The sequence below is a fragment of the Acinetobacter junii genome, assembly GCF_018336855.1.
Taxonomy (GTDB): Bacteria; Pseudomonadota; Gammaproteobacteria; order Pseudomonadales; family Moraxellaceae; genus Acinetobacter; species Acinetobacter junii.
On sequence record NZ_CP059558.1, the window covers coordinates 2,948,969 to 2,973,210 of the forward strand.

Annotated in this window: 29 protein-coding genes, 1 pseudogene and 1 riboswitch; of the genes and pseudogenes, 9 read left to right on the top strand and 21 right to left on the bottom strand. The window is 39.2% G+C overall.

The annotated features are described in order from the left end of the window. Window positions 1-10 precede the first annotated feature (10 nt). From H2677_RS13645 to H2677_RS13655, 3 genes are all read left to right on the top strand, one after another. On the top strand, window positions 11-1,360 hold the full coding sequence (locus H2677_RS13645) for an MATE family efflux transporter (RefSeq protein ID WP_004916666.1): 1,350 nt from the start codon (window positions 11-13) through the stop codon (window positions 1,358-1,360). Window positions 1,361-1,542: 182 nt separating this feature from the next. After that, entirely contained in the window at window positions 1,543-2,835 is a 1,293-nt protein-coding gene (locus H2677_RS13650) for an ABC1 kinase family protein (RefSeq protein ID WP_004957620.1), read from the top strand. A 141-nt stretch (window positions 2,836-2,976) separates the two neighbouring features. Beyond that, the gene (locus tag H2677_RS13655) at window positions 2,977-3,231 is read left to right on the top strand and encodes a type B 50S ribosomal protein L31 (protein ID WP_004916670.1); all 255 of its coding nucleotides are present in this window, start codon (window positions 2,977-2,979) and stop codon (window positions 3,229-3,231) included. Between the two features lie 94 nt (window positions 3,232-3,325). On the opposite strand, the gene H2677_RS13660 is transcribed toward H2677_RS13655, so the two are convergent. From H2677_RS13660 to H2677_RS13670, 3 genes are all read right to left on the bottom strand, one after another. Beyond that, window positions 3,326-3,658: a DUF190 domain-containing protein gene (locus H2677_RS13660; RefSeq protein ID WP_004958740.1), complete on the bottom strand. Its 333-nt coding sequence runs from the start codon at window positions 3,656-3,658 to the stop codon at window positions 3,326-3,328. A 15-nt stretch (window positions 3,659-3,673) separates the two neighbouring features. After that, window positions 3,674-4,054, bottom strand: coding sequence for a fluoride efflux transporter CrcB (crcB, locus tag H2677_RS13665; protein WP_004916675.1), 381 nt, complete (start codon window positions 4,052-4,054; stop codon window positions 3,674-3,676). 117 nt (window positions 4,055-4,171) lie between these two features. Further along, window positions 4,172-4,238, bottom strand: a riboswitch (Fluoride riboswitch). A gap of 76 nt (window positions 4,239-4,314) precedes the next feature. Further along, on the bottom strand, window positions 4,315-5,163 hold the full coding sequence (locus tag H2677_RS13670; protein ID WP_212638759.1) for a DUF2071 domain-containing protein: 849 nt from the start codon (window positions 5,161-5,163) through the stop codon (window positions 4,315-4,317). A gap of 139 nt (window positions 5,164-5,302) precedes the next feature. Between H2677_RS13670 and H2677_RS13675 the strand changes: the two genes are divergently transcribed. Further along, complete coding sequence (locus H2677_RS13675) at window positions 5,303-5,635, top strand: HopJ type III effector protein (RefSeq protein WP_004958735.1); 333 nt, start codon at window positions 5,303-5,305, stop codon at window positions 5,633-5,635. 43 nt (window positions 5,636-5,678) lie between these two features. On the opposite strand, the gene H2677_RS13680 is transcribed toward H2677_RS13675, so the two are convergent. From H2677_RS13680 to H2677_RS13700, 5 genes and pseudogenes are all read right to left on the bottom strand, one after another. Next, on the bottom strand, window positions 5,679-6,287 hold the full coding sequence (locus H2677_RS13680) for a flavin reductase family protein (RefSeq protein ID WP_212638760.1): 609 nt from the start codon (window positions 6,285-6,287) through the stop codon (window positions 5,679-5,681). Between the two features lie 23 nt (window positions 6,288-6,310). After that, on the bottom strand, window positions 6,311-6,724 hold the full coding sequence (locus H2677_RS13685; protein WP_004957606.1) for a GFA family protein: 414 nt from the start codon (window positions 6,722-6,724) through the stop codon (window positions 6,311-6,313). 113 nt (window positions 6,725-6,837) lie between these two features. Continuing rightward, window positions 6,838-8,112: pseudogene (gene dctA / locus H2677_RS13690) on the bottom strand (C4-dicarboxylate transporter DctA). Window positions 8,113-8,230: 118 nt separating this feature from the next. Beyond that, window positions 8,231-9,433 (bottom strand): TIGR03862 family flavoprotein, encoded by a 1,203-nt coding sequence (locus tag H2677_RS13695; RefSeq protein WP_212638761.1) that lies wholly within the window; start codon window positions 9,431-9,433, stop codon window positions 8,231-8,233. Next, window positions 9,426-10,070, bottom strand: a complete 645-nt coding sequence (locus H2677_RS13700; protein ID WP_407929288.1) for a class I SAM-dependent methyltransferase — start codon at window positions 10,068-10,070, stop codon at window positions 9,426-9,428. Before H2677_RS13700 ends, H2677_RS13695 begins: the two co-directional genes overlap by 8 nt. Before the next feature lie 90 nt (window positions 10,071-10,160). Here H2677_RS13700 and H2677_RS13705 point away from each other — a divergent pair, with 90 nt between their 5' ends. Beyond that, window positions 10,161-10,352: a DNA gyrase inhibitor YacG gene (locus H2677_RS13705; RefSeq protein WP_004916696.1), complete on the top strand. Its 192-nt coding sequence runs from the start codon at window positions 10,161-10,163 to the stop codon at window positions 10,350-10,352. Here the strand turns inward: H2677_RS13705 and H2677_RS13710 are convergent. The 5 genes from H2677_RS13710 to H2677_RS13730 form a co-directional block, all read right to left on the bottom strand. Further along, window positions 10,349-10,993 (bottom strand): MBL fold metallo-hydrolase, encoded by a 645-nt coding sequence (locus tag H2677_RS13710; protein ID WP_004916699.1) that lies wholly within the window; start codon window positions 10,991-10,993, stop codon window positions 10,349-10,351. The genes H2677_RS13705 and H2677_RS13710 overlap by 4 nt on opposite strands. 31 nt (window positions 10,994-11,024) lie before the next feature. Continuing rightward, window positions 11,025-12,041, bottom strand: coding sequence for a ferrochelatase (hemH, locus tag H2677_RS13715; protein WP_004916701.1), 1,017 nt, complete (start codon window positions 12,039-12,041; stop codon window positions 11,025-11,027). A 69-nt stretch (window positions 12,042-12,110) separates the two neighbouring features. Next, window positions 12,111-13,139 carry a DUF4062 domain-containing protein gene (locus H2677_RS13720; protein ID WP_004957594.1) on the bottom strand — a complete coding sequence of 343 codons (1,029 nt, stop codon included), beginning with the start codon at window positions 13,137-13,139 and terminating at the stop codon, window positions 12,111-12,113. A 109-nt stretch (window positions 13,140-13,248) separates the two neighbouring features. Further along, the gene (gene murI, locus H2677_RS13725; protein ID WP_212638763.1) at window positions 13,249-14,121 is read right to left on the bottom strand and encodes a glutamate racemase; all 873 of its coding nucleotides are present in this window, start codon (window positions 14,119-14,121) and stop codon (window positions 13,249-13,251) included. Between the two features lie 44 nt (window positions 14,122-14,165). After that, window positions 14,166-14,777 carry a DUF1285 domain-containing protein gene (locus H2677_RS13730; protein WP_004916713.1) on the bottom strand — a complete coding sequence of 204 codons (612 nt, stop codon included), beginning with the start codon at window positions 14,775-14,777 and terminating at the stop codon, window positions 14,166-14,168. Window positions 14,778-14,964: 187 nt separating this feature from the next. Between H2677_RS13730 and H2677_RS13735 the strand changes: the two genes are divergently transcribed. After that, window positions 14,965-16,677: an electron transfer flavoprotein-ubiquinone oxidoreductase gene (locus H2677_RS13735; RefSeq protein WP_004916716.1), complete on the top strand. Its 1,713-nt coding sequence runs from the start codon at window positions 14,965-14,967 to the stop codon at window positions 16,675-16,677. Between the two features lie 78 nt (window positions 16,678-16,755). Here H2677_RS13735 and H2677_RS13740 read toward each other — a convergent pair whose 3' ends face one another. The 5 genes from H2677_RS13740 to H2677_RS13760 all read right to left on the bottom strand — a co-directional run bounded on the left by H2677_RS13740 (window position 16,756) and on the right by H2677_RS13760 (window position 19,540). Beyond that, on the bottom strand, window positions 16,756-16,947 hold the full coding sequence (locus H2677_RS13740) for a zf-HC2 domain-containing protein (RefSeq protein WP_004916718.1): 192 nt from the start codon (window positions 16,945-16,947) through the stop codon (window positions 16,756-16,758). After that, on the bottom strand, window positions 16,941-17,558 hold the full coding sequence (locus H2677_RS13745) for an RNA polymerase factor sigma-70 (protein ID WP_212638764.1): 618 nt from the start codon (window positions 17,556-17,558) through the stop codon (window positions 16,941-16,943). The genes H2677_RS13740 and H2677_RS13745 overlap by 7 nt, the downstream gene beginning before the upstream one ends. Window positions 17,559-17,574: 16 nt before the next feature. Beyond that, entirely contained in the window at window positions 17,575-18,306 is a 732-nt protein-coding gene (locus tag H2677_RS13750; RefSeq protein ID WP_212638765.1) for an HvfC family RiPP maturation protein, read from the bottom strand. Next, window positions 18,303-19,169, bottom strand: a complete 867-nt coding sequence (locus tag H2677_RS13755; RefSeq protein ID WP_212638766.1) for an HvfB family MNIO-type RiPP peptide maturase — start codon at window positions 19,167-19,169, stop codon at window positions 18,303-18,305. The genes H2677_RS13750 and H2677_RS13755 overlap by 4 nt, the downstream gene beginning before the upstream one ends. Before the next feature lie 65 nt (window positions 19,170-19,234). Beyond that, complete coding sequence (locus H2677_RS13760) at window positions 19,235-19,540, bottom strand: HvfA family oxazolone/thioamide-modified RiPP metallophore (protein ID WP_004916729.1); 306 nt, start codon at window positions 19,538-19,540, stop codon at window positions 19,235-19,237. Between the two features lie 161 nt (window positions 19,541-19,701). Here H2677_RS13760 and H2677_RS13765 point away from each other — a divergent pair, with 161 nt between their 5' ends. Next, entirely contained in the window at window positions 19,702-20,316 is a 615-nt protein-coding gene (locus tag H2677_RS13765) for an HvfX family Cu-binding RiPP maturation protein (RefSeq protein WP_129264169.1), read from the top strand. A gap of 12 nt (window positions 20,317-20,328) precedes the next feature. Here the strand turns inward: H2677_RS13765 and H2677_RS13770 are convergent, their stop codons facing one another. After that, complete coding sequence (locus H2677_RS13770) at window positions 20,329-20,925, bottom strand: LysE/ArgO family amino acid transporter (RefSeq protein ID WP_212638767.1); 597 nt, start codon at window positions 20,923-20,925, stop codon at window positions 20,329-20,331. 4 nt (window positions 20,926-20,929) lie between these two features. Next, on the bottom strand, window positions 20,930-21,187 hold the full coding sequence (gene tusA / locus H2677_RS13775; protein ID WP_004916739.1) for a sulfurtransferase TusA: 258 nt from the start codon (window positions 21,185-21,187) through the stop codon (window positions 20,930-20,932). Window positions 21,188-21,362: 175 nt separating this feature from the next. Here tusA and H2677_RS13780 point away from each other — a divergent pair, with 175 nt between their 5' ends. Both H2677_RS13780 and lnt read left to right on the top strand, forming a co-directional pair. After that, window positions 21,363-22,202 (top strand): HlyC/CorC family transporter, encoded by an 840-nt coding sequence (locus H2677_RS13780; RefSeq protein WP_004916742.1) that lies wholly within the window; start codon window positions 21,363-21,365, stop codon window positions 22,200-22,202. Beyond that, window positions 22,199-23,758: an apolipoprotein N-acyltransferase gene (lnt, locus tag H2677_RS13785; RefSeq protein ID WP_212638768.1), complete on the top strand. Its 1,560-nt coding sequence runs from the start codon at window positions 22,199-22,201 to the stop codon at window positions 23,756-23,758. The genes H2677_RS13780 and lnt overlap by 4 nt, the downstream gene beginning before the upstream one ends. Before the next feature lie 54 nt (window positions 23,759-23,812). On the opposite strand, the gene H2677_RS13790 is transcribed toward lnt, so the two are convergent. Continuing rightward, window positions 23,813-24,157, bottom strand: coding sequence for a hypothetical protein (locus H2677_RS13790; RefSeq protein WP_126131677.1), 345 nt, complete (start codon window positions 24,155-24,157; stop codon window positions 23,813-23,815). Window positions 24,158-24,242 lie beyond the last annotated feature (85 nt).

Sequence of the window (24,242 nt, forward strand, 5' to 3'; positions counted from 1 at the left end):
AGTATTTTTTGTGTTACAAGCAACCAGCAAGCGCTATGAATTAAAACAACTGTTTCACTTGATGCTACCAATACTAATCACTCAGTTTGCCCAAGCTGGATTAGGCTTGATTGATACAATTATGGCAGGTCATCTTTCTGCTGGCGATCTTGCTGCAATTGCTGTGGGTGTAGGTCTGTGGATTCCTATCATGCTGTTGTTTGCTGGGATTATGATTGCGACCACACCACTCGTCGCTGAAGCACGTGGTGCTAAAACACCTGAAAAAATTCCGACTATCGCACGTCAATCTTTATGGGTAGCATTGATTCTAGGTGTCGTTGCAATGTTTATTTTGCAATGTATGCCACTTTTGTTGCCTTACTTTGGCGTACCAGAGCATCTCCTCCCGAAAGCCAGCCTATTCCTACATGCGATTGGTTTTGGTATGCCTGCTGTAATGATGTATGCAGCTTTACGTAGCTATTCAGAAGCGCTTGGACATCCTCGCCCAGTCACAGTAATCAGTTTATTGGCACTCTTAGTACTGATTCCACTGAACTTCATTTTCATGTATGGCTTTGGGCCAATACCAGCTTTAGGCAGTGCTGGATGTGGCTTTGCGACAGCGATTCTACAATGGTTAATGTTCATTACACTTGCAATATACATTTCTAAAGCGCGTGCATATAAACAAGCTCCTATTTTTACGCAATGGGAAAAAATAGACCCAACTTGGGTTAAACGAATTTTAAAACTTGGCTTTCCAATTGGCTTAGCGGTTTTCTTTGAGGTCAGTATTTTTAGCACAGGTGCGTTGGTATTAGGACCACTGGGAGAAAATGCGATTGCAGCACATCAAATTGCAATTTCAGTCACATCTCAGTTGTTTATGATTCCTTTATCCTTAGCGATTGCCTTAACAATTCGGGTCGGAATGTATTATGGGGAAAAGAATTGGCAAGCTATGCGCCAAGCACAGAAAGTAGGATTGATGAGTGCGACATTCTTTGCATTGTGCACCATGCTTCTGATTGCCTCAGCTCGACCATATATCGTTGCAATCTACACCAATGATATAGATGTGATCCCCATGGCGATGTATCTGCTATGGTTTGCAATGGCATACCAATTAATGGATGCATGGCAAGTAAGCGCTGCAGGCTGCCTCCGTGGTATGCAAGACACTCAAGCCCCTATGTGGATTACACTGATGGCATACTGGGTGATTGCTTTCCCAATCGGTTTGTATTTAGCTCGTTATACGATTTGGGGTGTTGCAGGTGTTTGGCTAGGTTTGATTATTGGCTTAACTATTGCTTGTGTATTATTGATTGGTCGTTTGTATTTAAACAATCAACGCTTAGAGAAAACACTATAAAGAATATTCGTTTCTAACGTATTCATGGTATGGAAAGCTCTAACAACTGAGCTTTTCATTTATTATCGACCTACTCATAAATAATGACTTACATCACTTAACATTTTCTTATAGGCAATTTAAGTTTTGTACCCTATGATCAAGATACTCCTTTGAGATAAAACAATTGAGGTCTAACGAATATGGCAAAGCATGCGAGTTCTTCCGGTAAACGCTTTTTAAAACTGGCAGGCATGACCGCAAGTATTGCAAGCAAAAGCGTGGCTAACTCTATTCGAAATCTCACTGCCGATGAAGAACAAAAAAATGCAGCACGTAGCCAACTTTTCCAAGATATCGGAATTCAAATCGCCGATACACTTGGAGAAATGAAAGGTGCTGTAATGAAGGTCGGACAGATTGCCTCTCAATACAAAGATATTTTTCCACCAGAAGTCGCCAAAGCGATTGCTAAGTTACAACGCCAAGCCCCTGCCATGCCTTTTGCTGCGATCCAGCAGCAAGTCGAAAAAGAGTTAGGCAAACCCTTAAACCAAATTTTTAGCTCTTTCGAAACCGAACCATTTGCAGCAGCATCCATCGGTCAAGTACATCGTGCTATTTTGCCGAATGGGCAAGCAGTTGTAGTCAAAGTACAATATCCTGGTGTCGATCAAGCTTGTGAAAGCGATTTAAAACAGGTCCGCCTTGCTTTACGTTTAATGGGCGTATTAAAAATTGATAAAAAACTTCAAGATCAACTTTTTAAAGAAATCCAAGACAGTCTATCAGCTGAATTGAACTATGAAATTGAAGCCCAGAACCTAGAAGTATTTAAAACCTTTCATGAAAAACTCGATCAACAAGTGATTATACCTACCGTCTATAAAGACTATTCATCTCGCCGTGTACTCACACTCAGTTATGAAAAAGGTGAATCAATTGAAACGGCGAGTACGTGGTCTGTCGAAACACGCAATCAAATTGGTCGTCGAATCGTACGTGCGCTCGGACAAGAAATTTTCTTTTTAAGACGATTTCATTGCGATCCACACCCAGGTAACTTTGCATTTAGAGAAGATGGTAGCGTAATTATTTACGATTATGGCAGTGTAAAAACCTTATCGCCTGAAATCGTTCAACACTTTAAATCTCTCGTCAATGCTGCTCGACAAGAGAATATTGCTCAAGTTGAAGACTTATTAGTCGAATTAAAAGCATTGGCTGAAAAAGAAAAGTTCCCTGACGAACTTTATAGTCAATGGATTGAAATTTTATTACGTCCGCTCAGTACACATTATGATTTTGCAGAAAACTCTTCACATCATGATGGCATGCGCCTAGTGAAAAAATCTTTAAAATATTGGGATGTATTTAAACCTTCTCCCGATACATTGATGGTGAATCGTACGGTATCTGGACATTATTGGAATCTCATTCATCTCAAAGTGCATGACAATCTGAATGATTTATTTGAAGAACTCGTGCCTAGTTAAATTTCTTAAAACTTAGTGTCCTTTACTTAATCGAAAGACGAAAATCTATTTGTCATTTCAAATCAAAACTTGAAATACTCAAAATTGACTTCATATATTGTTATGTTATAACATTTCCATATAATTTTAGGAGTCTTAAAAATGCGCAAAGATATTCACCCTGCTTACCAACAAGTACTATTTCACGATACCAATGCCGATGCTTACTTCTTGATTGGTAGCACGATCCAAACCAAACAGACTAAAGAATATCAAGGTCAAGTTTACCCTTATGTGACTCTAGATATTTCAAGCGCATCACATCCGTTTTATACAGGCGAAGTACGTCAAGCAAGCAACGAAGGTCGTGTTGCGAGCTTCAATAAACGATTTGGTCGTTTTAGTCGTAAAGCTTAATCTTATTTTAAGTTTGACGCTGTACATTAGAAGCATTCGAAGTCTAAGGTTATATCTCCTCCACTTAGACTTCTTTTTTTATGTCAAAAATTTGTCATCCATCTCGCAGTGATGATTGTCCAATCACACCATATTCAACAGCCTGCTTGACATAAAATAGAGAAATCGCTTTATCTTCAAGAAATTTAAACAACGCTGTAGCCTGTTCATCATTCACGGCGAATTGAATTTGAACAGGCTGATCAGCCAACTCAAAAAATCCTGCAGAATGAATTTGCCCGCGATGATCCATACCATGTGTTGCATTTATGACTGTTGCACCTCCCAACTTCATTTGTTGGGCAACAGACAATAACCATTCAACAATCGGTTGACCTTGGTACATTCGACTGCGTTCAGCATAAAAGGTAATTAAGAATCCATTCATAAGTTCTCTCCCGAACTAGGCAGCACTCAACCACTGATGCAAGCTCATGCCAATCAAAGTAAAGACGAGTGAACCAATCACGTGAATAACAATCGCAGCAACAGCATAGCTCAGTTTGCCTTGTTGCAATAATGCAATGATCTCTGCTGAAAAGGTTGAAAAAGTCGTTAATGCGCCACAAAAACCTGTGATCACAAATAACTTATAATTTGGACTAAGTGCGCTTTGTGAAAAATATGAAATTGCAAATCCAATAATAAAACCACCAATAAAATTTACGGTGACTGTACCCAATGGAATCGCTGGAAAAATAGGATTGAGCTTTAAACCAATCAACCAACGTAGCCAAGCACCTAAGATTGATCCTAATGCAATTGAGATAAGTGGATAGTACATGATTTACTCCAAACTCAGATTTGGAGACAGTAATGCATTAAACATAGCGAGTACTTTTGCCATCTGCGGACTCCAGAAGATAAACAGAGTGCGCATAAACCTACGCTCCCTGTACAGGACAACGTAGGCATCATTAGCCAGTTTGGCGGTTTGTAAAAGGAGGTATACCATCTCCTTCATCCTAAAATAACATAGATTTTGAACAACTCAACTTATGTTTTTTTCTGTGTATAACGCTTCAGTTATCCACAACCTGATGTTCAATTTAATATTTTTTCATTCAAGACGTGAAAATCTAGAGCAGGAATTACAAAAGCAAAAACATCTGCATCAGCGTCTATTTGGAACTGCTTTAGCAGTTCAGGGGGGCTTAGAGCAAGCACTTCTGCAGCTTGAATTTGCTCGAAGCAGACTGGCATTTGAATATCACCTTGCGACATTCGTTGGGGTTGATCAACCCACTCTGCCCATGCATGATCTTGATCAACTAGAAAATGCACAGCATCCGCCCATGAATCAAATAAATTCTGCCATGTTGCAGGTAAATTTTTTTCCTGTCGTATACCGACATGGCTCTTAAAAGAATAATCTTGATCTACATAAACCTCCGTCCGAATAGCCTGCTGTTTAGAATCAAATTCATGCTCGAACTTTGCAGCATATTGGGCAGGCATTACATCGCTTGCGAGACGACCACCAACAACATACAAAGCATGGTCAATCAAAACCTGTTCAAAAATGACTGTTTTAGGTGCCGTATCATTGAGATAAAAACGCCAGTTACTTTGTCGGGGAGAAGGCATCCAACGTCGAAATGGACCAAGAAAACGAAAGCCAAAATGATGGTGTTGGTAACTGAGAATGGTAAAAACTGTTTTGCCCTGCCTTTCCCACAAATGAACCCGCTCAGGATAGCGTTCTCGAACCTGCTCGATATCAACTAACCATGATAAATACACAATATGACTGACCTGACTTTCAAATCGTATAAAAGGTAATAGACGCATGAAAAAGCGACGCACAGTCAAGATAAATTGACAGCTAAGCAGCAAGCTAAAATAACGGAGGAAAGGCTTGTGTTTAGGTACTTTAAAATGATGTCGATTCATTATTATTTATACATTTGATTTATCTTTTACAGCATAAACAGCTTGCCCTATTCGGTCTAGTTTCCACAGCATCAAACATCAACTTTCTTGATTCGATGGTATGATGCTCACATTCATTTTATGCACATGGAATTTTAAAATGGCTCAAACCTTATTGGCACAACTGAAAGATGGTTCTGCAAAATTTGCTGATGTTATTGCCTTTATTGAAGCACGTTATCAACACACGCCTACAGCTTTTCAAAATGGCGCTCAATTTAATGCTGCAACTGAAAACCAAGGAAGTGCAAAAGTCTTTAGTTTTGCTCAATTAGAAGGTTTAAACCAAGCAGATACTTTAAGTTTATTTGCGGAACACTATGCATCTGTGCTCGCAACACCTGAAGGAACAGATCACCAAAATATTCGTCAGTTTATGCAAAATGGCTGGGATGGTGTGAAATTTGAAGGTCAGGCATTGTCTGTAAAATAATCTAAAAAAAGGAGGGATTAAAACCTCCTTTTTTGAATCTCGATTAAATTTTCGGTCTCGATAATTTACGCAGATCACTAGTTAAACTGTAAAAATCACCACCCATTTTTCCAAGACTGTTTAATTTTTCTTGGTCTATCATCGTTCCATTCCAGACCCGATCATCTACATAAATCGCCTGAACATCGAGTAAAGCAACTTTTCCCCCAGAAGGAAGTGTACTGAACTCTAAAATTTCTCTTAAGCGACATTCGTAACGAACCAAAGAGTCTTGAACAGATAAGGGTTGTACTGAATAGCTTGGACAAGATGCAATCTCAGCATATTCAAATTCACTTTGCTCAGCAGCTAATGATGCACAAGACAAATTCAATTTCTCAAGTAGTTTTGTATCAGCGATATGTACCACACACTCTTGGGTATCAATAAGATTTCGAAGTGTGTCTTTATCCTGCCCACTTTGTGGGTTCACTTGTGAATACCATAAGATCGGCGGGTTACAACTCGCCACACTAAAAAATGAATAAGGGGCGATATTGGCGACACCATCTTTAGATAAAGTGCTGATCCATGCAATCGGTCGAGGGGTAATCCCACCGACTAAAAGTCGATACACTTCCGTTGGGCTTAACGATGCCGTCTCAAAAATCATGATCAATCCTCAACCTAAAGCGATTATGGTCGCTCAACATATTGTGGTAAATCATCTGCAATACAGTCCCACTCTGCTTTTGATGCCGCAAAAATATGCATGGTTGGTCTTTGCTGTATGGGGGTATCCAGAGTACCTATTCTTAGGCGATAAAACTCAGGTATATCAGATTTAATACTTATAATAGGTGAGCCACAATCTGCACAGAAACAACGTTGAGTCGTCTCAGTGGATTGAAATTTTTTGAGTAGATGCTCACCTTGCGTAATTTTAAAATCACTTACTTTAATTGGAGCATTTGTGGCATAAGCTGTGCCATTGGCTTTACGACAACGCTGACAATGACATTGCACAATATCTCCAATTTCGCCATGGATTTCATAACGAATACCGTTGCACAGACAACTGCCGTGATATACAGGTAAAGTTTGAGACATTGCACATTCCTTTGATGAATTTTCCATTAAAAATATAGGCTAGATATAAGCTCCATGCAAATTAGAAATGCTATTTTTAAGAAACTATTTATTGTCTCAGATAGTGATTTAATCTAGGAATTCAACTCAATCTTTTGATCTAATACAGCTTGGGCACGTGCATGATCAATATCCTGTTCCCAATGAGCAATCGCAACCGTTGCCACACAGTTTCCGATCAAATTCGTACAAGCACGTACAATCCCAATAAACCAATCAACGGACAATAACAACACCAAGCCAATCGTTGGAAGACTGGGTATGACAGACAAAGTTGCAGCTAATATCACTAGTGCAGAACCTGGGATACCGTGTGCACCTTTTGAAGTCACCAAAGAAACTAATAAAATTGCAAGTAAATCATGCATCGATAAATCAATATTGCAAGCTTGGGCAATAAATATAACGCCAAGAGTTAGATAGATAGAGAATCCATCTAGATTAAAAGAATAGCCTGTCGGGATCACTAAACCCACAGTGGAATCCTTAATTCCTAGATTTTTTAACTTTTTCATTATCTGAGGCAACACTGAATCGGAGGATGCAGTTCCCAATACAATGGATAGTTCTGCTTTAAAATAATTTAGAAATTTAAATATATTTAAACCTGTAAATTTCAGGATTCCACCTAAAATAATTAGTACAAACAAAATACAAGTCACATAAAACAATAAGACTAAATAGCCAAGCTGAACCAATCAATCTAATCCGAATTTAGCAGTGGTATAAGCGACTGAACCAAATACCCCAACCGGTGCTAAACGAATGATTATAGCCATCATCTTAAAAAACACTTCAGAAAAAGCTTCGATTGCTTTACATACCAACTCTGCCAAATGCTTTGGAATCATGAGTAAAGCGACACCAAACAAAATAGCGATCAATAAGACTTGTAAAATATCACCACGAGCAAAAGCATCTACAAATGTTTTAGGAATAATATGTAATAAGAAATCTGATCCCGAACTCATCGTGTGCGCACGTTCGGTATAAACATTTAAATCCTTTCCATCTAACTGGGTGATATCAATATTCATACCAACGCCAGGTTTGAAGACATATGCAACCACAATTCCCAAAACCAAAGCAATACTTGTCACAATCTCAAAATATAAAATCGTTTTTGCGCCAACCTTCCCCATTTTTTTAAGATCATTTGCTCCATACAATCCAAGTACAACTACACAGAAAACAATAGGAGCAATAAGCATCTTGATCAGTGCAATAAAGCCATCACCTAGCGGTTTTAAAGCTAAAGAAAAATCGTGAAAACTGATTCCAATGATAATACCGAGAATTAATGCAAAAATGACTTGAAGAAATAGACTAGATTTGAATCTCTGCAACATTGAATATTCATCTATCAAAAAGATAAATCTCAACTTTGCAAGAAACTCGCCAATAGATAAAAATCGTGTTATTTAAAACATGAAAAATACATTAAATTTATAAACACTTTTTAAAACATCATCTTATAGTGTCAGATATTAAGTATTGATGCACACCTGTTCCTGCCGCTCGCCCAGTTGCAAAACAAGCAGTGAGTAAATATCCCCCTGTTGGTGCATCCCAATCCAGCATTTCACCACAACAAAACACAAAAGGATTTGATTGCAACTGTAATTGAGAAGACAAAGCGATCTGTTTAACACCACCCGCACAGCTAATGGCTTCTTCGATTGGACGAAAGCCATCAAGTGAAATATTCAGGTTCTTGATCTGCTGGGCCATCTCTTTTGCATCTGACCATATGCTTTTATTCGTGACTTCACGTAACAGATTAATTTTGACGTGATCTAAGCCTGCTTTTCGCCAAATATTCGTTAGGGATTGTTTTTTATTGCCGTGTAATTTTTTTTCTAATTGTTCGGCACTTACATCTGGCAATAAGTCCAGATGCAATATGAAAGGTTGCTTTTGATGATTCAAAGCTCTTAAATCACGCCCTAATTTATAAATCACACCACTTTCAAAACCATAGTGAGTAATCACAATATCACCATGCGTTTTATGTTCTGCATTCACCCATGCATCCACGCGTTTAAGTGGTTGTCCAAAACAGTCTTGCATAAATGGTGACCATGCTTTCAATACACCTGCATTACTGGCTTGAAAGGGTTCAATTTGATCTTCAGACAACCATTGTTGCCAAGCACCATCACTGCCTAATTGTGACCATGAAACAGCACCACAGGCCAACACAATCGCATCATAATGATCAGTGTAACATCCTGTTTGGTTTTCAATCGTTAACTGATTCTTGGTCACATCGACACAACGATGACGATAATAAAACTTCACCCCATCATCTACCAATCGTTTTAGCCAAGCACGGAGTAAAGGAGCTGCTTTCATCTCGGTCGGGAAAATTCGCCCTGAACTCCCCACATAGGACTCTATGCCCAAACCTTTCATCCAGTCTTGAATCCACTGCGCGTCCCAATGTCTTACCCATGGACTTAACCACACTGCGTGATCATAGCGTTGAATAAAAGTATCGATTGGCTCAACATGAGAAATATTCAAACCTGTTTTCCCAGCCATAAGGAACTTACGCGCTGCTGAAGGCTTCTGCTCAAAAACGTCAATTTGATAATCATATTGGCTCAATATTTCAGCAGCCATCAAACCTGCTGGGCCAGCACCGATAATCGCAATACGTTTAGACATCAGATTGCTCTTGAGCATTTTGACCTTGCAAAGGTGCAAAATCATCAAAACGAGTCGAATAATTTTCAGGCTTGGTGATGATCAACTGTTGGCAAAGTTCACCACGTTCCAAGTACTTGACTTCAAAATGTGTACGTGCAGAGTCTGTTGCTATTTTTTGCTTTTCATAAGGCAACTTCCACAATTGAATCAATTGCTGTTCAGCTTCATCAATATACTCTTCAATATTACTCGCTAAAGTAATGGTGCCATTCGGCTGAAGACGTGAAAGCAAAAACTCAAAGAACGGCATATTTAACCAACGCTGTGCTGGATTATGCGGTTCTGGGTTTGGATAAAGAATAAAAAACTGTTCTACCTGTGCAGGATGCAAAGCATGTACGACCCAAGGCAAAGCATCAGCATGTATGGGGTATAAATATTCACGTGGTTCAAGCTGACGCTGTTTTTGCATCGCTAAAAATTTTTCTTTAGTTCGTTCGATGGCATACAACGTCGTTTGCGGATTTTGCCCTGTGAACAGTAAAGCATGCTTACCTTTACCCGCACCGATTTCAACACAAATCGGCGTATTCGGAATCACCTGAAAATCACGTGGTGCTTGCATTCGGTGCGCTTGAAATTGACGAATCGACATATTCACATCAAACTATCTAGAAATCGGCATAAGTCTAACAATTCACTTTGCTTTTGCCTAATCTATTTGTTTTTGATGTAGGAATTTTCTATGCCACGTACATTCCCCTGCCCACGTTGTGGACAAGACAGCACTTGGGAAGGTAATGAATTTCGCCCATTTTGCTCAGAGCGTTGTAAGCTGATTGATTTAGGGGCTTGGGCAAACGATGAATACAAACTGCCTACCCAAGACGCACCTCAGGCAGGCGATAAACGTCATGAAGATGAATACGAGGATTAACCAGCTTTACTTGCAACGAATGGGTTGAATTGTTTCTCGTAACCGATTGTGCTGATTGGACCATGCCCCGAAATAAACTGAGTTTCATCGGGTAAGCTAAAGCATTCTCTTTTAATCGAATCGAGTAACTGCTGATGATTTCCTTTTGGAAAATCTGTGCGTCCTATCGAGCCTTTAAACAACACATCACCCGTCCAAAGCAAACCATGCTTTTGATTGTAAAACATCACATGACCAGGCGTATGTCCTGGTGCAAAACGCACCTCGAATTCGTCTTCACCCAGTTTTAAGGTTTCACCACCTTCTAACCACTGATCGACTTTAACAGGTTGAGGAATTGGGAAACCATAACGTGCTGAGACTTCTTGAATCATATCTAACCAAAATTGGTCTTCTTTATGTGGACCAATCACAGGAATTTTCCAAGCTTCAGCCAATTCTCCTACAGCACCAGCATGATCAAGATGTCCGTGCGTTAACCATAGTGCCTTAACGGTTAAACCCAAAGCCTCAACTTCTTTTTTAAGTACTGCTGCATCGCCACCTGCATCAATCAAAACCGCCTCTTTGCTTTCACTGTCCCATAAAATTGAGCAATTTTGAGCAAATGCAGTAACAGGAACAATTTTGACTTGCAGCATAAAAAAACCTCTGGCGTGAAAGAAGATCGTCTTAACGATGAGCTAAGGTATGAGTAAGAGCATCAAGATTAGCCTGAACCAGACTTGCAAGCAAATCAATATGTGCTTGGTCAGTATTTAACGCAGGAATATAAGCATATTCTCCACCACCAGCGTGTTGGAAAGTTTCTTTATTTTCAACTGCCAATTCTTCTAATGTTTCCAGACAATCTGCTGAAAAAGCAGGACTCAGCACTTGTACAGATCGAACCCCCGCTTGTCCCCATTGTTCCAATAAAACATCGGTATAAGGTTTAACCCACTCTTGTTTTCCAAAACGAGATTGGAAACTGATTGCCCATTCATCTTCATTTAAATGCAATGCTTCAGCAACCAGTTTTGCGGTCATACGACAACGATCTGCATAAGGATCACCTTTGTCTGCATAAGGCTGAGGAATACCATGAAATGACATCAATAATTTTTCAGGTTTTCCGTGCTGCTCTTGATAAGCAAGCACACTATCCACCAAAGCTTGAATGAATAATGGATGCTGATAATAATCTTTGATCATGGTTATTCCAGGCAAATGGCGCTGATTTGGAATCCATCGTGCAAAAGCATCATATAAAGGTGCAGTGGATGTCGCAGAATATTGCGGGAATAATGGTAATAAAATCACATGCTCTTGAGGCACTTTCTCAAGTTGCTCAAATACTGCATAAATGCTTGGTTGACCATAAGTCATGGCAGGCACAACCGTTAAGTCAAATTGATGATTTTCATCCAGCAAACGCTGTTTAATCAATTGTGTTTGTTTGAGAACAATTTCACGCATTGGTGAGTCAGTTGACCAAACTGAGGCATACGCTTGAGCAACCCGTTTTGGGCGAAATGGAAGAACAAAAGCATGTAGAATCACCCACCAAATAAATTTTGGGATTTCAATTACACGCGTATCAGATAAAAATTGCTTCAAAAAACGACGTACTGCTGGTGCAGTCGCTTCGTCGGGCGTACCTAAATTTGCTAAAATCACAGTGACTTTTGGTTTTGGTGTCGCTGACATAGATCGTTTCCGCTATAGCTGAATTTCTTCAATTACTTTAGCAGCTTTATGATTCTTTTTTAAATTGGTTTAATGCATTGTTTTAAATTGAAAAACCCGATTGCTATCTAGGACATTACTTTCCAATAACTTTTGAGCTTTATGCGTCAACTGCCATAACATACGTTGGCGATCATCACGTCCCGTAGGTACAATCCATTCATTCTGACGCATTTGCATTTTTATCTCATGCAAAGCACGTATATTGATCTGTGCTCTTGAAACGGCGTGTGCTCTTGGCATCTCTTTACGTGCATCTTCCAAACCTGTTTCATTTAAATATTCATTCATACGTTTTGAAAAATATTCTTCAGGAGTTGGACTAACAAAAGATGAACCAAGTACATTGAGCAATTGTGCCCATGTTAATTTACGGAACGTTTTGATGTCTTTAAAATTACCATCTTGATAGGCATGCATACGATATTCAAAAGAATAAAGCTCATGCATTGAAACCTTAGGTAACATTGAAATTGGATCTGCTTCGCGACTACCCATCTCAGTTTCGAGTTGTTTTAGTTTGGCGCGTAAACTATCGATCTCATCTTGTAAAACTTGAGTGTTCTGAGGACGTACCCAACCTACCACAGGATAACGCTCTAACATTTGTGGCATGCTCGAACGAACAGCTAGTTCCAAATCTCTTAAGGTACGGTATGTAAATATTTGATCAACATCATGCTGTAGCTGTTTTCTAAACTCTTTAAACTTTTCTTTTAATTCAGGTTTATTATCTTGCAATTGTAAGTCACGCGAGTCGGGATCTTCATGCATAAATACAATCACAGGTTTTTGCTTGGTCATCGCATAGATATACTCTAAATGCATATAACCTACGCCAGACACAGATTGTTCTCCATACTGGCTGCCAAGCAAAATCACTACGTAATCGCAGTCATCAATTTGACGTCGGGCGATCGATGTGCTCAATGGCGTGCGTTGTTCCAAGCCCCAAGAGAAAAAGCCCATTCCCACCAAAGTTTGAGTCAGTACTGCTCGCTCTGGTTGCATTTCATTGCCAGACGTAGAAATAAAGACTTGATAACGAGTATCTTGCATAGCCTGTGCCCCACTTCACTTATCCATAAGCTTAAGCTAAACCGCCCAAAACCTATTAACAGATAACCCCAAATAAAATTTTAAATATGGTATGAGTCGAGCTTAATATCTAAACTTCATCCAAATTATTGATTGTCCACGTCAATTGTGACGACATAAGATGCTGAACTACAGGTTGTAACTCGACTGCATTCTGTCCACTAACGAAACATTCAATACGTGTAATATTATGACTTATTTTGTCACATAATAACCTATTTTTTATTAAAATATACGCTGTTTGTCGCGCAACTGCTTGTCCTGAATCGATTAATTTTAACTTTTCATTAAAAATCTGACGAATAGCATCTTTCAAAAATGGATAGTGAGTGCAGCCTAGTACAAGAAAATCTGCCCCCTGATCTACCACTGGTTGCAAAATATTATGAAGCTCAACTAAACATGCTTCACTCATCTGCTCTCCTGCCTCTACAAAAGGCACAAGTTTGAGGCTCGTAACAGTTAAAACTTTCACACCTGCAGGCTCTGCAAACTTTAGCATGACTTCTTTAATTAACTTACCACGAAACGTTGCAGGTGTTGCTAGCACAGCGACGACTTTTGATTGCGTCTGAAGTACAGCAGGTTTCAACGCTGGCACTAAGCCGACAATTGGAAAATGCTCACCATAATGTTCACGCAGATAATCCAAACTAAATGCTGATGCTGTATTACAGGCAACGACAGCGATTTTGCAACCTTGCCTATAAAGCCATTCAATTGCTTTTGCCGTAAGCTCACGAATTTCTTGATCAGAACGCGCCCCATAAGGTACATGAGCGGTGTCAGCATAATAAAGAATGCGCTCATTGGGTAAATGATAGGCAATTTCTTGAGCAATCGACAAACCTCCAATCCCAGAATCAAATACACCTATCGGAGCATCTGAGGATGCATGAGGCATAGGATTTAATAACTCTGCGATAGGTTGAACAGCTGTCATACACGAAAACGTAGTGGTGAAATATCTCTGTTAAAGATTAAACCTCAGGTGCTCAAATGCAAGACTAAATCACCACTTTTTAATGTTAAAACAGCTTCACCTTGTGAATTTTCAGACAAAGTGCCGTAATTCACGAGATGATAAAAACTTTGACGCTGAATCAAGGCATTGATTCCAAAACGCACATGAACATAAGGTCTTAACTCACCTGCATATTCACGCATAAAAATCGGATGCTGTTCATCCACAATGACGACATCTTGATTACTGGTCGTAAGTTGTAGATATTTTTTTCCATCTAGTTCTATTTGATCAGCTTGATTGATGAGTAAAGGCTCATCTTCAACTTCAATTTCAATCTGTTCAACTGGTGTTTTTAAGTAGAATTTTCCATCTTCTTTCCAAAGCACTTTACTAAACAGATCCAAGAGTGCCTGACGCTTAACCAATTGACCTTCGTGCCACCACTCTCCATTGGCTTTTACTTTCAAATCCATTTTGCCACAATGCTTTGGATGCCATTGGTCTAAAGGTGGAATTGACCTTTTGTGACTTTGCTGTACATCTTTTAAGTATTGTGCAATGTTCATTAAGTTTTTATCATCAGACAACACGATTTTTCCTGTATTCTGTGGAGAATCATTTTCATTTATCATAGTTTATGCCTTGCTGACGGGAAAATATGACCACTCAGCCAATTGGCGAGATCAAGGTTTAAAACTATACTATCCCAAACGTTTGCAAGCGCAATAGATAGTTTTGTGCTTGGCAATTCAGAACACTCATGGCAGCACCGAATAGCAATGATTACGGTTGCCACCCTTAAAATATGAGGAGTCCTACATGGAACACATCGAACGTGAAGCGATGGAGTTTGACGTAGTGATCGTAGGCGCTGGACCTGCGGGTTTATCTGCTGCGATTAAAATTCGTCAATTAGCGATTGAAAACAACCTACCTGACCTTTCAGTCTGTGTGGTTGAAAAAGGCTCTGAAGTTGGTGCGCATATCCTTTCTGGTGCTGTACTTGAACCACGTGCCATGAATGAATTGTTCCCGAACTGGAAAGAAGAAGGCGCTCCGCTGAATGTTCCTGTAACGGATGACGAAACTTATTTCTTATTATCTGATACTAAAGCACAAAAGATGCCGTATTGGATGGTTCCTAAATCAATGCACAACGAAGGGAACTATGTCATTTCTCTTGGTAACGTTGTTCGTTGGTTAGGTCAAAAAGCTGAAGAATTAGAAGTTTCTATTTTCCCTGGTTTTGCTGCATCTGAAGTACTTTATCATGAAGATGGTACTGTAAAAGGCATCCAAACAGGTGATATGGGTATTGGCAAAAATGGTGAGCCAACACACAACTTTACTCCTGGTTATGAACTTCATGCGAAATATACATTATTCGCTGAAGGTTGCCGTGGTCACCTCGGTAAGCGTTTAATTGCTAAATACAACTTAGATAAAGATGCTGATCCACAACATTATGGTATTGGTATCAAAGAACTTTGGGAAATCGATCCTGCAAAACACAAGCCTGGTCTTGTAATGCATGGTGCGGGTTGGCCTTTGTCCGAGACAGGTTCTGCAGGTGGTTGGTGGTTATATCACGCTGAAAACAACCAAGTTACTTTGGGTATGATCGTAGACTTATCTTACGAAAACCCTCACATGTATCCATTCATGGAAATGCAACGTTGGAAAACACACCCAACGATTAAGCAATTCCTAGAAGGTGGCAAGCGTATTTCTTACGGCGCGCGTGCGGTAGTGAAAGGTGGTTTCAACTCTTTACCTAAACTAACATTCCCAGGCGGTTGCTTGATCGGTGATGATGCTGGTTTCTTGAACTTCTCAAAAATCAAAGGCTCACACACTGCAATGAAGTCAGGCATGTTATGTGGCGAGGCTGTATTTGAAGCCATCGCTGCTGGTGTAGCAAAAGGTGGTGATCTTGCCATTGCTCGTGTACTTGAAGGCGATGATCATTTTGCTAAAGAGTTAACTGCTTATACAGATAAATATAACAACTCTTGGTTAAAAGAAGAGTTATATCAAGCGCGTAACTTTGGTCCAGCGATGCATAAGTTTGGTACATGGATTGGTGGTGCATTCAACTTTATTGACCAAAATGTCTTTAAAGTACCATTTACATTACATGACTTAAAACAAGACTTTGCTGCACTTAAAACTGTAGATGCGTCAACATTCAAACCTAACTATCCGAAAGCTGATGGTAAGTTAGTATTTGATCGTTTATCTTCTGTCTTCATTTCAAATACTGTACACGAAGAGAATCAACCAGCTCACTTGAAGCTGACTGATCCATCTATTCCAGTCAACGTAAACTTACCAAAATGGGATGAGCCTGCTCAACGTTATTGCCCTGCTGGTGTTTATGAAGTGATGGAAAATGATGACGGTTCTAAACGCTTCCAAATCAATGCTGCGAACTGTGTACACTGTAAGACTTGTGATATTAAAGACCCATCACAGAACATTACATGGGTAACGCCAGAAGGTGGCGGTGGTCCAAACTACCCGAATATGTAATTTTTAATTTGTGCTGAAACTCAGTTTTTAGTACGAATTAAGCCAAGAAAGCCTCATGAAATATGAGGCTTTCTTATTTTAATCTTTCTGTTTTTCATCAAATTTTTTATATTGTTTTGATAACAAACTTAAGCTCTTCATCTGCTTGCCAAAACGTCGACACGAACTACACATCACCACATGAAACTGTAAGGCACTCATTTCTTTGAAGTTCAGTGTCCGATCTTGTTTTTCTGAAAGCAATTGGGTCGCTTCTCGGCACGTCAACATGAACAATCCTCCTGAAGTAACCATTTGTTTTCTAAGCATTCACGTAGTCTGGCTCGACTGCGATACATTAAAACGTTCAAGTTTGAGACACTTAGCTCTAATTTCTCACAGATTTCATCTGAACTAAGTTCTATCATTTCCCGCAACATAAACACTTGTGCATACTTTGCTGGTAAATGATTCAAACAGGTATCGAAAATCATCCAAAAATCTTGCTGCTCCATCATTTCCTCAGGATTCAACCATGCTTTTGGTCTTTCTGATTTTTGCCAATGCCCTGAAGCATCAAACAACTCATCCACGCTTCGCTCATTTTCTTCCGTATCAAACAATTCAGACATACTGACTAAACGTTGCTTCTGACGAATTAGATCAACAATTTTATTTTTTAAAATAGCGAATACCCATGTTTTAAATGCTGATCGGCCAGAAAAAGAACCTGAATGTTGTAAAGCACTGACTAAAGCTTCTTGCACAACATCCTCAGCTTGATGAAATGAAGAAAGTTGCAATACTGCAAATTTCATCATTTGTTGTCGTAGTTCCATCAGAAAATCATCGTTATACAGTTGCTGCGATGCATTAGCATTCGATGTTGTAATTTCAGGCATCGCGTTTCTCACTATGCTAGTCAGGTTTGTATAACAATTCTAAGCGGATCAAATCTTCTGCAAGTTCATCCAGTTGAGTATTCACTTCACTGAACGATAGATCAGGAATTATTTGCTGGATAAACTCAGCGAGTGCTATTCGCGGCAATGGTTGTTGTGCTAATTGCTCAATTAGATAAGCTGTTAATGGAGTCAATATTTCAACACAAACCCGATCATGTTTGTTTCGCCAAACCATGATGGCACTTGGAGCGGGATCTATGTTAATTTGATTGATTGACCACTGGTAAACAGGATATTGATACACCAACACCCAAACTTGTGTAGTCAGCTGCCAATTTAATTCGGCATTCAAAGTAACATCTTCAATTTCAAGTGTATCCAAGTACAGTTCAAGCCATTCGTATTGCAATAGCTCAGCAAGCCACGGATATTCAACTAAAATAGGATGCTGCTTTTCTGTGAGAAACTCTCTGAATTGCAACGAGATATCGTTATAAAGCGGAGACTGATTCTGAGATTCTCGAAAAAAATCCGTCAGTAACTGTTGCCATTGCTGCTCAGGCAATAAAGATCGAGCCACTGGATAAACTAAATTGATAAATGAGCAAACATTGTTGAACAACAGTTCTCGATAAACTTGCATACGACCCAAAGCAAAAGGCACATCTTTTACTGAATTTGGATCACGCAGCCAGTCACAAAAATCATGTTGGGTCTGCTGAAAAGTATGCTCATTAATATTCATACATTCACCCCATCGACCAAATTCTGGCTCATTGGGATTAGTGTGTGTTGATTTGAATATTGACCCTGTAACTGCTGAATCTTATTCAATTCACTTTGAAGTTGCTGCCATGTTGGGATATTAAAATCGCGCTCTAATAACGTTGGTTTCACACCACATACCTGATAAGTGTATTCCAACAATGCCCAAACGGGATCACATACTTCAGCACCATGAGTATCAATGAGTAAATCTGTACTCACCTGTTCATGCCCTGCTATATGTAAATAACGAATACGTTGTATCGGCATAGCTTCAATGAAAGCATAAGCATCTGCTTGGTGGTTGATACTATTTACATAAACGTTATTCACGTCCAACAATAATTCGCAATCTGCTTGTGTGATTACTTCACGGACAAACTCTGCCTCAGACATTTCAGCATTCGGCATAAGATAAGTAGAAACATTTTCTAATACTAATCTTCGCCCTAAAATATCTTGAACTTGAGAAATTCGTTCCACTACATACTTCACAGCAGCTTCAGTCATTGGGATAGGCAAGAGATCGTATAGATAGCCACCATCATTGGTATAACTCAGATGTTCCGAATAAATCTCGACTTCATAAGAATCTAAGAATTTTTTGATTTGATGAATAAAATCAATATTTAAGGGATGAGGACCACCAATCGACAAAGAGAGTCCGTGACAAATTAATGGAGATTTTTCTACACACTGAGCTAGAAGTTTCGCATGCCGACCACCAAAACCCATCCAATTTTCTGGAGCAACTTCAATAAAGTCAGGATAGTGAGTCGCACCTAAAAATGCCTCGATAAAATCTCGTCTTAGACCAAGACCAACACTTGTGATTGCATCCATAAAGAATCCCTTTGGTTAATGACAGCCATCTTTTTAGATGCTGTCATCAACCGTCTGCATAAGGTTTAGTGAGCGCCACACTTCCCATCAGCCACTTTTTTGTCTGCACCACATTTTGCATCTGCCATTTTTTTGTCTGCGCCGCATTTAGCATCCGCAGCTTTTTTATCTGCACCGCATTTTGCATCAGTAGTTTTGTGTTGTTTTTTCGCTTTATCTGAACCACATTTCGCTTCACCACATTTTGCATCTGCAGTTTTAGTCACATGTGTTTCAGTTGTCGTCGATGCTGCCGAAACTTGGGTTGCTGCACCAACCATAGATAATGCAACTAAAGCGGCAACCGAAGTCATTGAGTTTAATTTATTCATTGTGAAGTTCCTTTTAAGTAAATATTGCTTTTGTACTAGGTACATAAAATTAGACGTGCGAACAATCAAATTATTACAGTCAAATTTAGATTTTTTTTGTGTAAGAAATCAAAAATTCAAACGACTATTAACTAATAAAACTTATTCGTTGTGAATTTCTCATGAAAAATCTAATTTATTCTTTACATAAACGCTATCAGAATTTGGGTTCCAACTTAAATTATTTTGATGGAATCGCCTCTTTAGCGCTTCGCCTATATTTAATTCCTATTTTTTGGATGGCTGGACACAATAAACTACAACATTTCAATGATACAGTTGAATGGTTTGGCAATAGTGAATGGGGCTTGGGCTTACCCTTCCCATTGGTTATGGCTAGCCTTGCAATTTCGGCTGAGTTAGGTGGTGCTGTCTTACTTGCCTTAGGTCTTGCAACGCGACTGATTTGTATTCCATTGATCATCACTATGCTGGTCGCTATCTTTACCGTCCACATTCAAAATGGATGGCAAGCCATTGCTGATCCACATGCTCCTTTTGCAAATATGCAAGTGATTGAATCGGCTGAAAAACTAGAGAAAGCGAGAGAGATTCTGAGCACTTATGGAAATTATGATTGGCTTACATCAAGTGGCTCATTTGTCATATTGAATAATGGCGTTGAGTTTGCAGTGACCTATTTGGTTATGTTGGGTGCACTACTGGTTCTTGGCGGTGGAAGATATGTAAGTTGTGATTACTGGATCAGTCGAAAATTAATTAAATCAAAAAGATAGGTGCATAAACACCTATCTTAATAGTGAAAGTGCGATCAACCACATGATACAGCCAATCAATAGATCTAAGACTTTCCAAGCTTTTGGATTTGCAAATACAGGACGCAATAATCTCGCCCCAAATCCTAAACTAAAAAAGAATAAAAATGACGCTGATACTGCCCCACTAGCAAAAGAGATCTTATCTGCATATTGAGCAGATATTGAACCTAATAATACAACTGTGTCTAAGTAAACATGCGGATTTAACCAAGAGAAACTGAGACATAAAACTATCGTTTGCCAGAAAGTCGTTGTTTCTTGTTCAGAAGCAATTAAACCTAACTTCGAATTATAAGCATTGTAAAAGCTGCGGGCGCCGTAAATAAACAAGAAGAGTGCGCCGAAATACTTCATAGCTTGAATCAACCATGCTTGTTGACTCAATATTGAAGCAAATCCAAACACACCTAAACAAATTAAAAATGCGTCGGATAAAGCACAGATCAGACATACCCAAAATACATGCTGTTTGAGCAATCCCTGCTTTAAAACAAAAGCATTTTGTGCACCAATTGCGAGAATCAGTGAAAGTCCCAGCGCAAAACCTGAGAAATAGGTCGAAAGCAAACGATTAACCTTTTTGTACTAAATAATGATATTCAGTATTGCTATTTTCGTCTAAAGACTCTTCTTTCAACAATAATTCATGCCCTAGATGCATGCAGAATTTAGGAATATCCCAAGAAGTTGAAGGGTCTGTTGCAAAAACTTCTACCACATCCCCAGATTTTGCTTTACGAATCGCTTGATGCAGCATCATCACTGGTTCAGGACAACGTAAACCACGGGTATTAAGTTGTACTGTTGGGAGTTTGGTTTGTTCAGACATCATATAACTCAAATATGCTAATTTTCACATTTTATCATAAAGTCATACTGTAGAAATCACCTGCACTTTTTTGAAAAACTGTACATTTCTTGCATCGTTTTATTGATGCATATCCGCTTTTTCTTCGGTATGATGAAAATCATCTAATTGATATAGAGAGTCTTTAGGAAAGATCATGGTCGATGAATCCAGTCCGTCGTGGGGTATGCGTGGCTTAAGAAAATGGTTAGGTACTGCACCTGAAACTCGCGATGAATTACTTAAGTTAGTTCAAGATTCACGTCGCTTCTTAGAACCCGACACAGTCGCAATGCTTGAAGGTGTTCTAGATCTGCCAGCAACGAAGATTCGAGAGGTTATGACACCTCGTACTGCAATTATTAGCTTACAAGAAGATGATCAACTGCTTGACATCTTGCATGTTTTAATTGAATCAGCACACTCTCGCTTTCCCGTTTTTTCTGCTGATCAAACTGACAATGTTGTGGGCATTCTTCTCGCAAAAGACTTATTGCCATTTCTCACTGAACGCAATGTCAAAGTCGACATTCGCTCATTGATGCGCCAACCTGTGTTTGTTCCTGAAAGTGCGCGATCAGATCAAGTGCTTCGCATGCTAAAAAACACACAAACGCATATCGCCATCGTGATTGATGAATATGGTTCAACTTCTGGTTTAGTTACTCTGGAAGATATTCTTGAAGAGATCGTTGGCGAAATTGAAGACGAACATGACATTGCTGATGAAGAAGCTTTGTACATTGTTCCTGACAATGATCCAACCACAGCAAATACATGGATTGTTCAAGCACTTACACCAATTGAACATTTCAACACAATTTTAGATGCAGATTTTTCTGACGATGAAGTTGAAACTATGGGCGGTTTACTGCTGCAAGAAATCGGTTTAGTGAGCGATCTACAAGGTCAGACGATTGAACTTGGTGATTGGGAATTTACCATTATTGAAGCAGATGCACGCACTATTCATCTGATTCGAGCTGTCCGTCAATGAGAAGCTACTTTGAAAAGCTGTTCAACCCATCCCAAACCCACAAACAGCTTCCGTTTATCTTTCCACTCCTGATTGCACTTATTTCAGGTGCAATCTTTAGTTTTGCGCTCGCACCGTATTACTTTTGGTGGTTAGCAATTTTATCCCCTGCTTTACTCTATGCCGTATTACGCCAGCGTAATCCTAGACAGGCATTTGTATTGGGCTGGGCATACGGATTCGGATTGTGGTTCGTAGGTGCATTTTGGTTATATACCTCCATTCACGTCTATGGTGATACTAACTCCTTTTTAAGCGTTTTGATGATTGCCTTTATGGCAGCCGCAATGGGCTTATTTACCGCTTTTCAGACTTGGCTTTACCGTCGATTTTTCCCTGAAACTCCACTGACATTTGCACCACTTTGGGTTTTATTTGAATGGGCAAAAACATGGGTCTTCACAGGATTTCCATGGCTTTTTGCAGGCTATGCATTCACAGAACGATTATTAGATGGTTATGCGCCTTTATTTGGAGTCTATTCTGTATCGTTTGTCGTGATCGTGCTCGCATGTGCTCTTGTCGAAATCCTTAATCGTCGTTGGTTTTGGGCCATTCCATCTGGTTTACTGATCTTAGGTGCATGGGGTGCGGGTTTCATTCAATTTGTACAACCCAAAACACAAAAACCTCTCAGTGTTTCATTAATCCAAGGCAATATTCCTCAAGACCTGAAATGGTTGACTGAATATCAAATTAAAACCTTGGAAATCTATGCCAACCTGAGTCGTGCTGAATGGGGACGTGATTTAATTGTTTGGCCTGAATCTTCGATTCCTCTGTTTCAAACAGACATTCCTGACTTTTTAAAAGCAATGGATGCACAGGCTAAAAAATCAGATACTGCTTGGGTTACGGGTATTCCTTATTGGGACATCCCTAAATCACAACAAGTAGGCGAGCCTTTGTACTACAACAGTATCATGGCTTCTGGTAGTGAATCGTCTGGCTTATATAAAAAGCAACGCCTAGTACCCTTTGGTGAATACATTCCGTTGTCTGGAATGTTGAAATGGGTACTTCCTGCAATGCAAAACGATGTAAGTATGAGTGGTTTTTCTCGCGGAGAACCAGATCAAAAACCATTGTCTGTGAAAGGACATGCGCTTGCAGCTGCAATTTGTTATGAAGTGGCTTATCCAAATCTCACTCGCCGTAATGCACTCAATAGCGACTTTTTAATCACAGTTTCAAATGATGCTTGGTTTACAGGAACGGCTGGACCTTGGCAACATTTACAAATGGTGCAAATGCGTGCCAAAGAAAATGGTCGTTGGTTTATTCGAGCAACCAATACAGGCGTCACGGCATTTATTGATCAGAATGGTCATATTGTGAAACAGGCTCCTATGGATCACGAAGCAGTATTACGTGGTGATTTACCAGCGATGCAAGGTCAAACACTTTATAATCGTTTAAGTGATTTCCCGATTCTTATTTTCTCTGTTCTACTTTTAATTATCGGTTGGATATATCGTCCTAGAAAAGTCGATATTTCATTTAAATCACGTCGATAATTTCTAAAGAGCGTTTTGAATCCAAAGCGCTCTTTTTTATTCATAATATTAAAATTAAAATAAGATTGAAAACTGTACCGTGAGATACGCGACTAAACCAGATAAGAAAAACATCGGCAAAGCTCGATAAGCTTTAAAAATGAATTGTTCATATTTTGGAATTAGATTACTAATATTCCAAATACTGGTTTTCAAAGCACTCAAAAAACAAACGATAAACCACGTACTCAATAAACTTATTGCAAAAAAGCCAATGACGATTTGACTACTTCCTTCAGCCGCTTGCCATAAGTTTAATGCCCCTTCACAGACAGGTAATAAACTTAAAATGAGCAATACAGATTTAAGCATTGCCCAATGAAACTGATTCAGTTCATCTAACAAAAAAAATGCTTTCATCTGATTTCTCCATCACCCATTTAAATGATCTGAATTTATTATGCAAAGCTTTAATCTAAATAAAAAGTTTAATTTAATGAATCAC

Coding starts and splice junctions, on each gene's coding strand:
- H2677_RS13730 (WP_004916713.1), bottom strand. CDS start 14,777: ATGATAAATGAAAATGATTCTCCACAGAATACAGGAAAAATCGTGTTG.
- H2677_RS13685 (WP_004957606.1), bottom strand. CDS start 6,724: ATGTCTCAAACTTTACCTGTATATCACGGCAGTTGTCTGTGCAACGGT.
- H2677_RS13720 (WP_004957594.1), bottom strand. CDS start 13,139: ATGCAAGATACTCGTTATCAAGTCTTTATTTCTACGTCTGGCAATGAA.
- H2677_RS13765 (WP_129264169.1), top strand. CDS start 19,702: ATGAAAAATCTAATTTATTCTTTACATAAACGCTATCAGAATTTGGGT.
- H2677_RS13735 (WP_004916716.1), top strand. CDS start 14,965: ATGGAACACATCGAACGTGAAGCGATGGAGTTTGACGTAGTGATCGTA.
- H2677_RS13700 (WP_407929288.1), bottom strand. CDS start 10,070: ATGTCGATTCGTCAATTTCAAGCGCACCGAATGCAAGCACCACGTGAT.
- tusA (WP_004916739.1), bottom strand. CDS start 21,187: ATGTCTGAACAAACCAAACTCCCAACAGTACAACTTAATACCCGTGGT.
- crcB (WP_004916675.1), bottom strand. CDS start 4,054: ATGTACTATCCACTTATCTCAATTGCATTAGGATCAATCTTAGGTGCT.
- H2677_RS13695 (WP_212638761.1), bottom strand. CDS start 9,433: ATGTCTAAACGTATTGCGATTATCGGTGCTGGCCCAGCAGGTTTGATG.
- H2677_RS13680 (WP_212638760.1), bottom strand. CDS start 6,287: ATGATTTTTGAGACGGCATCGTTAAGCCCAACGGAAGTGTATCGACTT.
- H2677_RS13675 (WP_004958735.1), top strand. CDS start 5,303: ATGGCTCAAACCTTATTGGCACAACTGAAAGATGGTTCTGCAAAATTT.
- H2677_RS13750 (WP_212638765.1), bottom strand. CDS start 18,306: ATGAATATTAATGAGCATACTTTTCAGCAGACCCAACATGATTTTTGT.
- H2677_RS13760 (WP_004916729.1), bottom strand. CDS start 19,540: ATGAATAAATTAAACTCAATGACTTCGGTTGCCGCTTTAGTTGCATTA.
- H2677_RS13745 (WP_212638764.1), bottom strand. CDS start 17,558: ATGCCTGAAATTACAACATCGAATGCTAATGCATCGCAGCAACTGTAT.
- H2677_RS13670 (WP_212638759.1), bottom strand. CDS start 5,163: ATGAATCGACATCATTTTAAAGTACCTAAACACAAGCCTTTCCTCCGT.
- hemH (WP_004916701.1), bottom strand. CDS start 12,041: ATGTCAGCGACACCAAAACCAAAAGTCACTGTGATTTTAGCAAATTTA.
- H2677_RS13710 (WP_004916699.1), bottom strand. CDS start 10,993: ATGCTGCAAGTCAAAATTGTTCCTGTTACTGCATTTGCTCAAAATTGC.
- H2677_RS13740 (WP_004916718.1), bottom strand. CDS start 16,947: ATGTTGACGTGCCGAGAAGCGACCCAATTGCTTTCAGAAAAACAAGAT.
- H2677_RS13660 (WP_004958740.1), bottom strand. CDS start 3,658: ATGAATGGATTCTTAATTACCTTTTATGCTGAACGCAGTCGAATGTAC.
- H2677_RS13655 (WP_004916670.1), top strand. CDS start 2,977: ATGCGCAAAGATATTCACCCTGCTTACCAACAAGTACTATTTCACGAT.
- H2677_RS13705 (WP_004916696.1), top strand. CDS start 10,161: ATGCCACGTACATTCCCCTGCCCACGTTGTGGACAAGACAGCACTTGG.
- H2677_RS13650 (WP_004957620.1), top strand. CDS start 1,543: ATGGCAAAGCATGCGAGTTCTTCCGGTAAACGCTTTTTAAAACTGGCA.
- H2677_RS13780 (WP_004916742.1), top strand. CDS start 21,363: ATGGTCGATGAATCCAGTCCGTCGTGGGGTATGCGTGGCTTAAGAAAA.
- lnt (WP_212638768.1), top strand. CDS start 22,199: ATGAGAAGCTACTTTGAAAAGCTGTTCAACCCATCCCAAACCCACAAA.
- H2677_RS13755 (WP_212638766.1), bottom strand. CDS start 19,169: ATGGATGCAATCACAAGTGTTGGTCTTGGTCTAAGACGAGATTTTATC.
- H2677_RS13790 (WP_126131677.1), bottom strand. CDS start 24,157: ATGAAAGCATTTTTTTTGTTAGATGAACTGAATCAGTTTCATTGGGCA.
- murI (WP_212638763.1), bottom strand. CDS start 14,121: ATGACAGCTGTTCAACCTATCGCAGAGTTATTAAATCCTATGCCTCAT.